The following is a 12,742-nucleotide window of genomic DNA, read 5'->3' on the forward strand; positions in this document are numbered from 1 at the left end:
GAAAAATTAAAAAGGATTCAGAGCTTGGGCTCCACCCAGCCCTGCACGCTGGCCAAGGCTGCTGTCAGCTTGGCGGGTTCGGTGCCGCCGGCCATGGCCATGTCGGGTTTGCCGCCGCCCTTGCCGCCCACCTGGCCGGCAATAAAGTTGACGAGCTCACCAGCCTTAACCCTGGCCGTGGTGTCAGGGGTTACGCCCACGGCGATCTGCACCTTGGCACCGTCGACCACGCCCAGCACAATGACTGCGGTTTTAAGCTTGTCCTTGAGCTTGTCCATGGTGTCGCGCAGGGTTTTGACATCGGCACCGTCAAGTCGCGCCACCAACAGCTTGACGCCCCGGATGTCCTGCGCCTGGTTGACCAGTTCATCACCCTGGGCGCTGGCCAGCTTGCCCTTGAGCGCGGCCAGTTCTTTCTCAAGATCACGCATTTGCTCCAGCATCGCGCCCACGCGGGCCGACACTTCATTAGGCGTCACCTTGAGCGTTCCGGCAATGCCGCCGAGCATGGTTTCCATGCCCTGCACATAGGACAGCGCGTTGGTGCCGGTTACCGCCTCAATGCGACGCACACCGGAAGCCACGCCGCCCTCAGCTGTGATGGTGAACAAGCCAATGTCACCCGTGCGCTGCACGTGGGTGCCACCACACAACTCACGGCTGGTGCCAATGTCAAGCACGCGCACAGACTCACCGTATTTTTCGCCAAACAGCATCATGGCACCGGTTTTTTGGGCTGACTCGATGTCCATCACGCGCGCTTGCGTGGCGACGTTGGCCAGAATTTCGGCATTCACGCGGACTTCTATCTCGCGGATTTCAGCGTCTGTGACCGGTGCATTGTGGGCAAAGTCAAAGCGTGTGCGCTCGGCATTGACCAAGCTGCCCTTTTGCTGCACATGACCACCGAGCACCTCGCGCAGGGCCTTGTGCATCAGGTGCGTGGCCGAGTGGTTGCGCTGGGTGGCCAGACGCAGTGAGGTGTTGACATGGGCCGTGACCGTATCGCCCACCTTGAGCGCGCCGCTCTTGAGCGCACCGTGGTGGCCAAACACGTCGGCCTTGATCTTTTGCGTGTCCAGCACCTCAAACAGCGCGTGATCGCAAAAAATAGCGCCGACATCACCGACCTGGCCGCCGCTCTCGCCGTAAAACGGCGTGGTGGCCAGCACCAGCACCCCGTTTTGACCCGCCTTGAGCTCGGTCGTGCTGGTGCCATCAACATAAATAGCGACCACTTCGGTCGCAGCCGTCGAATGCTCGTAACCGACAAATTCATTGCCCGCCCCGCTGTAGTCCAGCGCCTTGTCCATCTTGAACTTGCCTGCTGCGCGGCCCTGGGCCTTTTGCCTTTGCATGGCAGCGTTAAAACCAGCCGCATCCACACTCAAGCCTCGCTCACGGCAGACATCGGCCGACAAGTCCAAAGGAAAACCAAAGGTGTCGTGCAGCTTGAAGGCGACATCACCCGGCAACACTTTAACCACCTGTCCTGAGCCTGTCGAAGGGGCCAAGGCTTCGTCCAAAATTTGCATGCCCACTTCAAGGGTCTCGTAAAAGCGCTCTTCCTCGACCCGCAGCACGTCCATGATGCGGTCTGCCTGCGCCGCCAGGCTGGGGTAAGCAGCACCCATGACGGCCACCAGATCGGGCACCAGCTTGTGGAAAAACGGGGTTTTCTGGCCCAGTTTGTAGCCATGCCGAATGGCGCGACGGATGATGCGGCGCTGCACATAACCGCGCCCTTCGTTGCCCGGCAAGACGCCGTCGCTCACCAAAAACGCGGTGGCGCGGATGTGGTCGGCGATCACCTTGAGCGAGTTGTTGCCCAGGTCGGCACAATGGGTTTCACGGGCTGCGGCCTTGATCAGCGCGTCAAACAGGTCAATTTCGTAGTTGCTGTGCACATGCTGCAGGATGGCGGCCAGACGCTCCAGACCCATGCCGGTGTCCACGCAGGGCGCGGGCAATGGCGTCACCGAGCCGTCATCCGCCATGTTGAACTGCATGAACACGTTGTTCCAGATTTCAATGAAGCGGTCGCCGTCTTCGTCCGGACTGCCGGGCGGGCCGCCGGGAATGTGGGCGCCGTGGTCGTAAAAAATCTCGGAGCACGGGCCGCAAGGGCCGGTGTCGGCCATCATCCAGAAATTGTCGGACTTGTAGCGACCGCCTTTGTTGTCGCCAATGCGGATCACGCGCTCGGGCGGCAGGCCAATCTCCTTGGTCCAGATGTCATAAGCCTCGTCGTCCTCTTCGTAAACCGTGGCCAGCAGGCGATCAGCAGGCAACTTGTAGACGACGGTCAGCAGTTCCCAGGCCCACTTCAGGCTCTCACGCTTGAAATAATCGCCAAAACTCCAGTTGCCCAACATCTCGAAAAACGTGTGATGGCGCGCGGTATAACCCACGTTTTCCAGATCGTTGTGCTTGCCGCCCGCGCGCAGGCAGGCTTGCACCGAGGCAGCGCGCACATAACTGCGCTTGTCGGTGCCCAAAAACACATCCTTGAACTGCACCATGCCGGAATTGGTGAACATCAACGTGGGGTCGTTGCCGGGCACCAACGGGCTGCTGGCCACCACGGTGTGGCCCTTAGAGGCAAAGAAGTCGAGAAAGGTCTTGCGGATATCAGCGACAGTGACCGGGGCAGCGGTTGGATTCATGGCTTGAGAAACCTGGTTTTCAGAATTGGAGATGACAGCAGTGAACGACAAACTCGCGGCACCGTTTGATGCACGGATGTCAAAATTGGCGATTTTAGGTGATCAGGGAGTTTTGCATTGCGCCTCCAAAAAGGCGAACAAGGCCGGTTCGTCACAAAAGATCACATTGAAACGCAGCCATGGGCTGGTTTGCAGGTCAGGGCTGAACAAGTGCCCGGGGCCCAGCAGAATGTCCTGCTCCGCGGCTTTGTAGGCCAGTTCGGCCGAATCGGCAATGGATGGATGACGGGCCCAAAGGAAAATACCCGCCTTCGGTTCACAAAAAATCTCGAAGCCGGCTTTGAGCAGGCGCGAGGCTGCCTCCACATGCGCTTTGGCCAGGCGTTCGCGCAGTCCCTTGACGTGCTTGCGACAGCGTCCATCCGTCAAGGCGCCATGCGCCAGACGTTCACTGAACTCGGAGGAGGTTAATCCGGAAATCATTTTGAGCTGGGCCAGGTCCTCCAGCAAATCCGGGTTGGCCGCCAGGTAACCGACCCGGATGTTGGGTGAAATGGTCTTGGAAAAACTGCTGATGTAAATCACCCGGTTCAACTGGTCCAGACTGGCCAGCGAAGGCCGTGGCTCAGGATCCAGGTCGGCATAAATGTCGTTTTCAACTACCAGAAAATCGTGCTTGTCGGCCAATTGCATCACCCGGTGCAGATGCGCCAGTTGGGCGATCGAACCGGTCGGGCTCTGCAACCGCGGCTGGGTAAAGAACACCTTGGGCTGCTCTTCGATCACCAAACGCTCCAGCGCGGCCAGGTCGTAACCCGAAGGCGTGCGCGGCACCCCGATCAGGCGCGCCCCAAGAAACCGCAATGAAAACAACAGGTTGGGATAACCCGGATCATCCACCAGCACCGCATCCCCCGCGCGCACCAGGCGACGCGCCACCAGATCCATGGCCTGGCTGGAACCCTGGGTCAGCAGCACTTGCTCGGAGGTGACAGAAATCTCCTGCTCGGCCAGCAGGTCGCGCACCAGTTTGCGCAGTGGCGGGTAACCTTTGGGTTCACCGTAGCCCCCCACATCCACATCTTCGGCAGCCAGACTGCGCAGCCCGCGCCGTACGCCGTCCTGAAACAACCAATCACCGGGCAACCAACCGCAACCGGGCTTCATGCGCAGCGCCCGGTTCTCAAAAATGCGGCGCAGGTACCACATCGAATCAAAACTGAAGTTGGGGCCGTGGCCCGGCAACTCGGTCACTGAGGTCGGCCGTTGCTTGACGAAAAATCCCGAGTGCGGGCGTGACGCAAAATAGCCTTGCGCCACCAGCCGGTCATAGGCGTCCACCACGGTGAACACGCTGACGTTGTGGGCATGCGCGAACTGGCGAATCGACGGCGCTTTGGAGCCCGAGCGCAGTTCGCCCTCATCTATTGCCGCGCGAAAACCTGCCACGATTTGCAGCACCAGGGGCGTCGGACTTAGCGGATTGAGCGTGAACATGGGTCTGGTTAGGGTTTGTATGTATTGGCATCCAGGGCTGCACAGTACATCCTCAAAAATGGCCTAACTGTATATGGTTAAACAAGGGCATCACAACTACAGTTGCCCAACTTTACCAACGCCAGCCAACTGCTTAGGAGCAATATGCTTACCCAGACCCAAAAAACCAATGCCGCACTGATGGAACGTCGCCGCGCCGCCATTCCGCGCGGTGTTGGCCAGAGCCATGAAGTATTCATTGCACGCGGCGAAAACGCCGAAGTATGGGACGTCGAAGGCAAGCGCTATATTGACTTTGCCGGTGGCATTGCCGTGCTCAACACGGGTCACTGCCGCCCCGAGATCATGCAAGCCGTCAAGGACCAGATCGATCTTTACACCCATACCTGCTTTCAGGTGCTGGCCTACGAGCCCTATGTGGAACTGGCCGAGCGCATCAATGCCCTGGCGCCGGGCAACTTTGCCAAGAAAACCATGTTTTTGACAACCGGTGCCGAAGCAGTAGAAAACGCCATCAAGATTGCCCGCTCCTACACCAAACGCAGCGCCGTCATCGCCTTCACCAGCGGCTACCACGGCCGCACCCTGCTCACACTGGGACTGACCGGCAAGGTCGCACCCTACAAAACCGGTTTTGGCCCGTTTCCGGCAGAAATTTTTCACGCCCAGTTCCCCAACGCCGCGCATGGTGTGAGCGTCGATGAATCCATCGCCTCGGTCGAATCCATCCTGAAAAATGACGTGGAAGCCAGCCGCGTGGCCGCCATCATTGTGGAGCCGGTGCAGGGCGAAGGCGGCTTCAATGTGGCCCCCACCGAGTTTTTGCAGCGCCTGCGCGCCTTGTGTGACCAGCACGGCATTTTGCTGATTGCCGACGAGATTCAAACCGGCGCCGGCCGCACCGGCACCTGGTTTGCCATGGAGCAAAGTGGCGTCGCGCCCGACATGATCACCATGGCCAAGTCCATGGCCGGCGGTTACCCAATCTCCGGTGTGGTGGGCCGCGCCGAAGTGATGGATGCCCCCGCTGCGGGTGGCTTGGGCGGCACGTATGCCGGCAGCCCGATTGCCTGCGCTGCGGCGCTGGCGGTGCTGGACGTGTTTGAAAAGGAACACCTGCTGGAGCGCAGCCGTCAACTGGGCTTGCACATGATGGCCAAGCTCAAAACCATGGCCGCCAAAGACAAACGTATCAGCGACGTGCGCGGCCTGGGTGCCATGGTGGCAATCGAGTTGTGCAAGGACGGCGACCCGAACCAACCCAACGCCGAGATGGCCAAGGCCCTGGCGTCCGAGGCCACCCAACGTGGCTTGATCCTGCTGACCTGCGGCACCTACGGCAACGTGGTGCGCATTCTGGTGCCCTTGACGGCCAGCGACGCCATCGTGGACGAAGGCCTGGCCATCATCGATGCCTGTCTGGCCGCGGTGCCGTAATCTGGCACGCTCTTTGCTCATCTCAGGTTCTTTAACACCAGATCGACGCTATAAAGGCTGCTACCACCTATGTCCTCCAACGACGTCCTCGTCAAGTTTGCGGGTGTTCAAAAAACCTACGATGGCAGCACCCTGGTGGTGCGCGACCTGAACCTTGAAATTCAAAGTGGCGAATTTTTATCGCTGCTGGGGCCTTCGGGTTCGGGTAAGACCACCACGCTGATGATGTTGGCCGGTTTTGAGTCGCCCACCTCTGGAGAGATTTTCCTCAAGGGCAAGCCCATCACCAAAACGCCACCGCACAAACGCAACTTTGGCATGGTGTTTCAAAACTATGCACTTTTCCCGCACATGACGATTGCCGACAACGTGGCCTACCCGCTGACGGTACGCAAGATGGGCAAGTCAGAGCGCGAAGCCAAAGTGCTGCGTGCCCTCGAAATGGTGCAAATGGACAACTTGAGCGCCCGCTACCCGGGCCAGCTCTCTGGTGGCCAGCAGCAACGCATTGCGCTGGCGCGGGCGCTGGTGTTTGACCCCCAACTGGTGCTGATGGATGAACCGCTGGGTGCACTGGACAAGCAGTTGCGCGAGCACATGCAGCTTGAGCTCAAGGAACTGCACCGCAAGCTCGGGCTGACCTTTGTCTATGTCACCCACGACCAGTCCGAGGCGCTGACCATGTCTGACCGGGTGGCGGTGTTCAACGATGGCGCCATTCAACAAATTGACGAGGTCACCCAGCTTTATGAAACCCCTGCCAACCGCTTTGTTGCCAACTTTGTTGGCGACAACACGGTATTTAAAGGCAAGGTGTCGGGCGTCGATGGCGCGCATTGCACGGTGCAACTGCCCTGCGGCAGCAGCTTGCGCGGCATCAACGTGAACGCCGCCAAGCCAGGGCAAAACGTGCAGGCCTGCATTCGCCCCGAACGCATCTGCCCACAGGCAAGCAGTGACCTGGCTGTGCCCAACGGCCTGCGGGCCCAGGTGAATGATGTGATTTATTTAGGTGACCACCTCCGCCTGCGCTGCGTGGTTGCCAACCAGGTGAACGCCACCGTCAAGATTGCGTTATCCAGCCAGACCCTGCCCCAACCGGGTAATGCCATCTGGCTTCAGTTGCCCCCCGAGCATTTGCGGGTCTATGTTTAGGCTGCATGCATTTTTCGTCATTTTTATTATTAAACCAGGAGATCCTTCATGACACTCAAACCCCTTGTGGCCGTCTGTGCCGCCTTTGTCGCACTGGTCAGCCAGGCCGAAACACAGTTAACCGTGGTCAACTTTGGCGGCGCCAATGGCAACGCCCAGAAAATCGCCTACTTTGCCCCTTATGAAAAAGCCACCGGCAACAAGGTCGTGGGCGTGGAATACAACGGCGAGCAGGCCAAGATCAAGGCCATGGTCGAAGCCAAAAAGGTCAACTGGGACGTGGTCGAAGTCGAATCCCCTGACGTGACCCGCGGCTGCGACGAGGGCCTGTTCGAGAAGCTCGACTACAGCAAGATCGGCAACAAGGCTGATTTCACACCCGCGGCCATCCATGAGTGTGGCATCGGCACCTTCGTCTGGTCCACCGTGATGGCCTACAACGCGGACAAGCTCAAAACGGCACCAACCACCTGGGCAGACTTTTGGGACGTGAAGAAATTTGCAGGCAAGCGCGCCATGCGCAAGGGTGCCCGTTACAACGTCGAATTCGCGCTGATGGCCGACGGCGTGCCGGTAGCAGATGTGTACAAGGTGCTGATGACCAAGGAAGGTGCCGACCGCGCCTTCAAGAAGCTCACCGAGCTCAAGCCCAACATCCAGTGGTGGGAAGCCGGTGCCCAGCCGCCCCAGTTTCTGGTGGCCGGCGACGTGGTCATGACCACAGCCTACAACGGCCGCATCGATGCCGCCCAGCGTGAAGGAAAAAACCTCAAGATCACCTGGACCGGTGGCATTTATGACCTCGACTACTGGGTCATGCCCAAAGGTACACCCAACAAGGAAGCCGCCCTGAAATTCATCGCCCTGGCCAGCAGCGCTGAGCGCCAGGCCGAATACGCCAAGAACATCGCTTACGGCCCCACCAACACCAAGGCGCTGACCAAGCTCGATGCCAAAGTGCTGGCCGGCCTGCCGACAGCGCCAGCCAACGCCAAGACCGCGCTGCAGTTCAACGTGAACTTCTGGGCTGACCAGGGTGAAGCGCTTGAAAAGCGTTTTTCTGCCTGGGCCGCGCAGTAAGGCCTGACAGGAGAGATGGCAATGACTGTCGCTACCCCCGCGGTTCCTGGCAATCTGGCGGCTCAGTTGCGGCGCTCCGAGCGCCGCAAAAAAACCTTTGCCATCTCCCTGACGCTGCCGCTGCTCATTTTTCTGCTGGCCGTCTTCATCGTTCCGATTGGCGCCCTGCTGGTACGCGCCGTTGAAAACCCGGAGGTGGCCAGCACGCTGAACCGAACCGTGGCGGCACTGGACAAATGGGACCGTGCATCAGCCCCACCCGATGCGGCCTACGCCGCCCTGGCCTCCGACCTGGCCAACATTGCCGAACAATCTGACGCGGGCGGCCTGGCGCGTCGCCTGAACAGTGAAATCAGTGGCGCCCGCTCGCTGGTCATGACCACTTACCGTGCCCTGCCGTTCGATCCCGGACTCAGCCCGGCCCAGGTCAAGGCCCACATGCTTGAGATTGACCCGCGCTGGTCCGAATTAGGCTACTGGCAGGCCATCGCCAAAAACGGCTCGCGCTGGACGCCGGACTATTTGTTGACATCGGTTGACCTGAAGCGCGACATTCAGGGCCATATCGTCAAGGTAGATGCCGACTCGGCCGCCTTCAGCCGCATTTTGTTGCGCACCTTCGAGATCAGTGCCGTGGTCACCATCTTTTGCCTGCTGCTCGGTTATCCGCTGGCTTACTGGTTGTCAACCCTGTCACCGCGCCAGGCCAATATCTTGATGATTCTGGTGCTGGTGCCGTTCTGGACCTCGATTCTGGTGCGCTCGGCGGCCTGGATCGTGCTGCTGCAGTCCAACGGACTGGTGAACCGCTCGCTACTTGAACTGGGTTTCATCAGCGAACCGCTGCCCCTGCTTTTTAATCGTCTTGGGGTCATCATCGCCATGGTGCATATTTTGCTGCCCTTCATGATCCTGCCGCTGTACAGCGTCATGAAGTCGGTGCCGCCCACCTATTTGCGCGCCGCCGTGTCACTGGGCAGTTCGCCGCTGGCGGCGTTTTTCCGGGTCTATGTGCCGCAAACCTTTCCGGGCATTGGTGCCGGTGGTCTGCTGGTGTTCATTTTGAGTATCGGTTATTACGTCACGCCAGCGCTGCTGGGCGGCGCCGACGACCAGATGCTGAGCTACTACATCGCCCAGTACACCAACGTCACCGTCAACTGGGGCATGGCCTGCGCCCTGGGTGCCGTGCTGCTGTCGGCCACGCTGGTGCTGTACGCAATCTACCGCCGTGTGGTGAAGTCTGAACTCAGCCTGGGATAAGCACCATGTCACTGCCTGCCCGTCCCATCTTTCCAGCTTACGCCACCCTGCCCGACAAGATCGGCTGGTATGCCCTGCGGGTGGTTGGTGTGCTGGTGCTGCTGTTTTTGTTGCTGCCGATTCTGGTCATCATGCCGCTGTCTTTTTCTGCCAGCTCGTTTTTGTCGTATCCCATGCCGGGCTGGTCGCTGCAGTGGTACGACAACCTGTTTTCGTCGGCCGAATGGGCGCGCGCCACCCGCAACAGTTTCATCGTGGCACCACTGGCCACCCTCCTCGCCACTGTCCTGGGCACCATGGCAGCCGTGGGTTTGGCGCGGGTTAACTTTTGGGGGAAAGGCGCACTGATGAGCCTGCTGATCGCGCCGATGGTGGTGCCAATTGTGGTGGTGGGGGTCAGCACCTACCTGTTTTTTGCCCGCATTGGCATCAACGACACTTACCTCGGACTGGTGCTAGTACACGCTGCATTGGGTGCACCCTTTGTACTGACCACCGTGCTGGCCACCCTGCAAAACTTCAACAACAACCTGATTCGCGCATCCCTGAGCCTGGGGGCCGGGCCGCTCACCACCTTTTTCCGCGTCACGCTGCCCATCATTGCACCCGGTGTGATCTCGGGCGCGCTGTTTGCCTTTGCCACTTCGTTTGACGAGGTGGTGGTCACGCTGTTCATTGCCGGCCCCACCCAGGTCACGCTGCCGCGCCAGATGTTCACCGGCATCCGTGAAAACATCAACCCCACCATTGCCGCAGTGGCCACGCTGCTGATCATCTTTACCACCACCCTGATGCTGGGGCTGGAGTGGTTGCGCGGCAGAAGACGCTAGCCCGGGAAGCTTCAGCATGACACCCAAAAACCAGCCTCTGTCGGGTAACGCCATGCCGCGTTTTGGCGGCATTGCCAGCATGATGCGCTTGCCCGTGGCCGATTCAGCACAAGGGCTCGATGCGGCGTTCATTGGCGTTCCGCTGGACATTGGCACCTCGCACCGGCCTGGCGCGCGCTTCGGCCCACGCCAGATTCGCGCCGAATCCAGCCTGATCCGGCCCTACAACATGGCCACCGGTGCCGCGCCATTCGACACCTTGCAAGTGGCCGATCTGGGCGACGTGCCCATCAACACCTATTCGCTCGAAAAGTCGCTGGTCATCATCACGGCGTTTTACGAACCCGTGCTGGCTGCCAATTGCATTCCCTTGACGCTGGGCGGCGACCACACCATTGCGCTGCCCATTCTTCGCGCCATGGCCGCCAAACACGGCCCGGTGGCGTTGGTGCATGTGGATGCGCACGCCGATGTCAATGCCGACATGTTTGGCGAGCGCATTGCGCACGGCACGCCGTTTCGCCGTGCCGTGGAAGAAAACCTGCTCGACTGTCACAAGGTATTCCAGATCGGCCTGCGCGGCAGCGGCTACGCGTCTGACGACTTCGACTGGCCGCGCCAGCAGGGTTTTACCCTGGTGCCAGCCCATGAAGTCTGGTACCAGTCGCTCGCGCCCCTGATGGCAAAAATCCGAGCCCATATTGGCACCACACCCTGCTACCTGAGCTTTGACATTGACGGCATCGACCCCGCCTATGCGGGTGGCACCGGCACGCCCGAAATAGGCGGCCTGAGTGTGCCGCAGGCATTGGAGATCATTCGCGGCTGCCACGGGCTCAAGCTGGTCGGCGGCGACCTGGTGGAAGTCTCGCCGGCCTACGACACTTCCGGCAATACCGCCCTGCTGGGAGCAAATTTGCTCTACGAGATGCTGTGCGTGCTGCCCGGCGTCACCAGACGTTGATAACCAAACGTTAATATTCAGCAGTTACACCACTTTCTTCGATCACGCACCATGTCCACCTCACCCCTATCCCTGCTCAAAGACCCCACCCTGCTCAAGACCGATGCGCTCATCAACGGCCAATGGGTTGGCGCTACCGCAGGGGCCAGCACATCACCCAGCCGCTTTGCCGTGACCGACCCGGCCACCGGTGCCCATCTGGCCGACGTCGCCAACCTGGGCCCCGCTGAGGCTGAGGCGGCAATAACCGCTGCCAACGCCGCCTGGCCGGCCTGGCGCAGCAAAACCGCCAAGGAGCGCAGCATCATCCTGCGCAAATGGTATGACCTGCTGATGGCCAACCAGGACGACCTCGGCCGCATCATGACCGCCGAGCAGGGCAAGCCGTTGCCCGAGGCCAAGGGTGAAGTCGCCTACGGCGCCAGCTTTGTCGAGTGGTTTGCCGAAGAAGCCAAACGCATCAACGGCGAAACCCTGCCCCAGTTTGACAACAACCGCCGCCTGATGGTGCTGCGCCAGCCCATTGGCGTCTGCGCCGCCATCACGCCCTGGAACTTTCCCATTGCCATGATCACCCGCAAGGTCGCGCCCGCGCTGGCGGCCGGCTGCACGGTCATCATCAAACCGGCAGAGTTGACCCCGTTGACCGCCCTGGCGGCCGCCGAGCTGGCCATTCGCGCGGGCATCCCGGCTGGCGTGCTCAACATGATCACCGCCGACGCCGACAACTCGATCGCCGTGGGCAAGGTACTGTGCGCCAGCGACGTGGTGCGCCACATCAGCTTCACCGGCTCCACCGAAGTCGGCCGCATTTTGATGGCGCAAAGCGCGCCCACCGTCAAAAAACTCTCGTTGGAGCTCGGCGGCAACGCGCCCTTCATCGTGTTTGACGATGCCGACATCGACAGCGCGGTGGAAGGTGCTTTTGCCTCCAAATACCGCAATGCCGGCCAGACCTGCGTCTGCTCCAACCGCCTGTACGTGCATGCGGGCGTTTACGACGAATTTGTCGCCAAGTTCGCTGCCAAGGTCAAAACCGCCAAGGTTGGCAACGGCTTTGAAGAGGGTGTCAACCAGGGCCCGCTGATTGAAGAAGCCGCGCTGCAAAAGGTCGAGCGCCATGTGAACGATGCCGTGGCCAAGGGCGCCCGTTTGCTGGTGGGTGGCAAACGCCTGACCGGCCAGTTCTTCGAGCCGACCGTGGTCGCCGACGCCACGGCCGACATGCTGTGCGCTCGCGAGGAAACCTTCGGCCCGTTCGCGCCCATCTTCAAGTTCCAGACTGAACAGGAAGCCGTGGATGCCGCCAACAACACCGAATTCGGTCTGGCGAGCTATTTCTACAGCCGCGACGTGGGCCGCATCTTCCGCGTCAGCGAGGCGCTGGAATACGGCATGGTCGGCATCAACGTGGGCATTCTGGCGACCGAGCATGTGCCGTTTGGCGGTGTCAAACAGTCAGGTCTGGGCCGCGAAGGTTCGCACCACGGGATTGACGATTATGTGGAAATCAAGTACCTGTGCCTGGGTGACATCCTGAAATAGCAGGCTCATCGCGGCGAGGCGCCGCTTCCACAGGGGCGTTCGCGAGCATGTACACTAGCGCCTCTTGACGACCTTCCAGGTCATACGCGGGTGTAGTTCAATGGTAGAACTTTTGCTTCCCAAGCAAATAGCGTGGGTTCGATTCCCATCACCCGCTCCATTCCCCCCAATTTTCCCAATCAGTTTGCCATGGCCCTCATGCCACGGGCATGGCTTGCAAACGCCCACAAAAAAAGCACTTGGCGTTGCCGCTAAGTGCTTGATTTACTACCAAATCTGGTAGGCGCGATTGGACTCGAACCAAC

The 12,742-nt window shown here is 60.1% G+C and carries 9 protein-coding genes and 1 tRNA gene; 8 read left to right on the forward strand and 2 right to left on the reverse strand.

The annotated features are described in order from the left end of the window. Positions 1-17: 17 nt before the first annotated feature. Both alaS and NDI87_RS06520 read right to left on the reverse strand, forming a co-directional pair. Entirely contained in the window at positions 18-2,666 is a 2,649-nt protein-coding gene (gene alaS / locus NDI87_RS06515) for an alanine--tRNA ligase (RefSeq protein ID WP_296274048.1), read from the reverse strand. 102 nt (positions 2,667-2,768) lie between these two features. Further along, on the reverse strand, positions 2,769-4,163 hold the full coding sequence (locus NDI87_RS06520) for a PLP-dependent aminotransferase family protein (RefSeq protein WP_296274050.1): 1,395 nt from the start codon (positions 4,161-4,163) through the stop codon (positions 2,769-2,771). A gap of 144 nt (positions 4,164-4,307) precedes the next feature. On the opposite strand from NDI87_RS06520, the gene gabT reads away from it, so the two are divergent. The 8 genes from gabT to NDI87_RS06560 all read left to right on the forward strand — a co-directional run bounded on the left by gabT (position 4,308) and on the right by NDI87_RS06560 (position 12,597). Continuing rightward, positions 4,308-5,600 (forward strand): 4-aminobutyrate--2-oxoglutarate transaminase, encoded by a 1,293-nt coding sequence (gene gabT, locus NDI87_RS06525; RefSeq protein ID WP_296274051.1) that lies wholly within the window; start codon positions 4,308-4,310, stop codon positions 5,598-5,600. 69 nt (positions 5,601-5,669) lie between these two features. Beyond that, a complete protein-coding gene (locus NDI87_RS06530; RefSeq protein ID WP_296274053.1) occupies positions 5,670-6,755 on the forward strand; it encodes an ABC transporter ATP-binding protein in 1,086 nt (361 codons plus the stop codon). 48 nt (positions 6,756-6,803) lie between these two features. Then, on the forward strand, positions 6,804-7,835 hold the full coding sequence (locus NDI87_RS06535; protein WP_296274054.1) for an ABC transporter substrate-binding protein: 1,032 nt from the start codon (positions 6,804-6,806) through the stop codon (positions 7,833-7,835). 15 nt (positions 7,836-7,850) lie between these two features. Then, entirely contained in the window at positions 7,851-9,098 is a 1,248-nt protein-coding gene (locus NDI87_RS06540) for an ABC transporter permease (RefSeq protein ID WP_296274056.1), read from the forward strand. A 5-nt stretch (positions 9,099-9,103) separates the two neighbouring features. Beyond that, the gene (locus NDI87_RS06545; protein ID WP_296274057.1) at positions 9,104-9,928 is read left to right on the forward strand and encodes an ABC transporter permease; all 825 of its coding nucleotides are present in this window, start codon (positions 9,104-9,106) and stop codon (positions 9,926-9,928) included. 16 nt (positions 9,929-9,944) lie between these two features. After that, the gene (speB, locus tag NDI87_RS06550) at positions 9,945-10,892 is read left to right on the forward strand and encodes an agmatinase (protein ID WP_296274060.1); all 948 of its coding nucleotides are present in this window, start codon (positions 9,945-9,947) and stop codon (positions 10,890-10,892) included. A 51-nt stretch (positions 10,893-10,943) separates the two neighbouring features. Next, positions 10,944-12,437 carry an NAD-dependent succinate-semialdehyde dehydrogenase gene (locus tag NDI87_RS06555; RefSeq protein ID WP_296274061.1) on the forward strand — a complete coding sequence of 498 codons (1,494 nt, stop codon included), beginning with the start codon at positions 10,944-10,946 and terminating at the stop codon, positions 12,435-12,437. Positions 12,438-12,523: 86 nt separating this feature from the next. Next, positions 12,524-12,597, forward strand: a tRNA-Gly gene (locus NDI87_RS06560). The last annotated feature ends 145 nt before the right edge of the window (positions 12,598-12,742 follow it).

Source organism: Rhodoferax sp., assembly GCF_023701345.1.
Classification (GTDB): Bacteria; Pseudomonadota; Gammaproteobacteria; order Burkholderiales; family Burkholderiaceae_C; genus Rhodoferax.

Excerpts from the sequence above, each read along its gene's own strand:
- alaS (WP_296274048.1), bottom strand. The coding sequence starts at position 2,666 with ATGAATCCAACCGCTGCCCCGGTCACTGTCGCTGATATCCGCAAGACC.
- NDI87_RS06520 (WP_296274050.1), bottom strand. The coding sequence starts at position 4,163 with ATGTTCACGCTCAATCCGCTAAGTCCGACGCCCCTGGTGCTGCAAATC.
- gabT (WP_296274051.1), top strand. The coding sequence starts at position 4,308 with ATGCTTACCCAGACCCAAAAAACCAATGCCGCACTGATGGAACGTCGC.
- NDI87_RS06530 (WP_296274053.1), top strand. The coding sequence starts at position 5,670 with ATGTCCTCCAACGACGTCCTCGTCAAGTTTGCGGGTGTTCAAAAAACC.
- NDI87_RS06535 (WP_296274054.1), top strand. The coding sequence starts at position 6,804 with ATGACACTCAAACCCCTTGTGGCCGTCTGTGCCGCCTTTGTCGCACTG.
- NDI87_RS06540 (WP_296274056.1), top strand. The coding sequence starts at position 7,851 with ATGGCAATGACTGTCGCTACCCCCGCGGTTCCTGGCAATCTGGCGGCT.
- NDI87_RS06545 (WP_296274057.1), top strand. The coding sequence starts at position 9,104 with ATGTCACTGCCTGCCCGTCCCATCTTTCCAGCTTACGCCACCCTGCCC.
- speB (WP_296274060.1), top strand. The coding sequence starts at position 9,945 with ATGACACCCAAAAACCAGCCTCTGTCGGGTAACGCCATGCCGCGTTTT.
- NDI87_RS06555 (WP_296274061.1), top strand. The coding sequence starts at position 10,944 with ATGTCCACCTCACCCCTATCCCTGCTCAAAGACCCCACCCTGCTCAAG.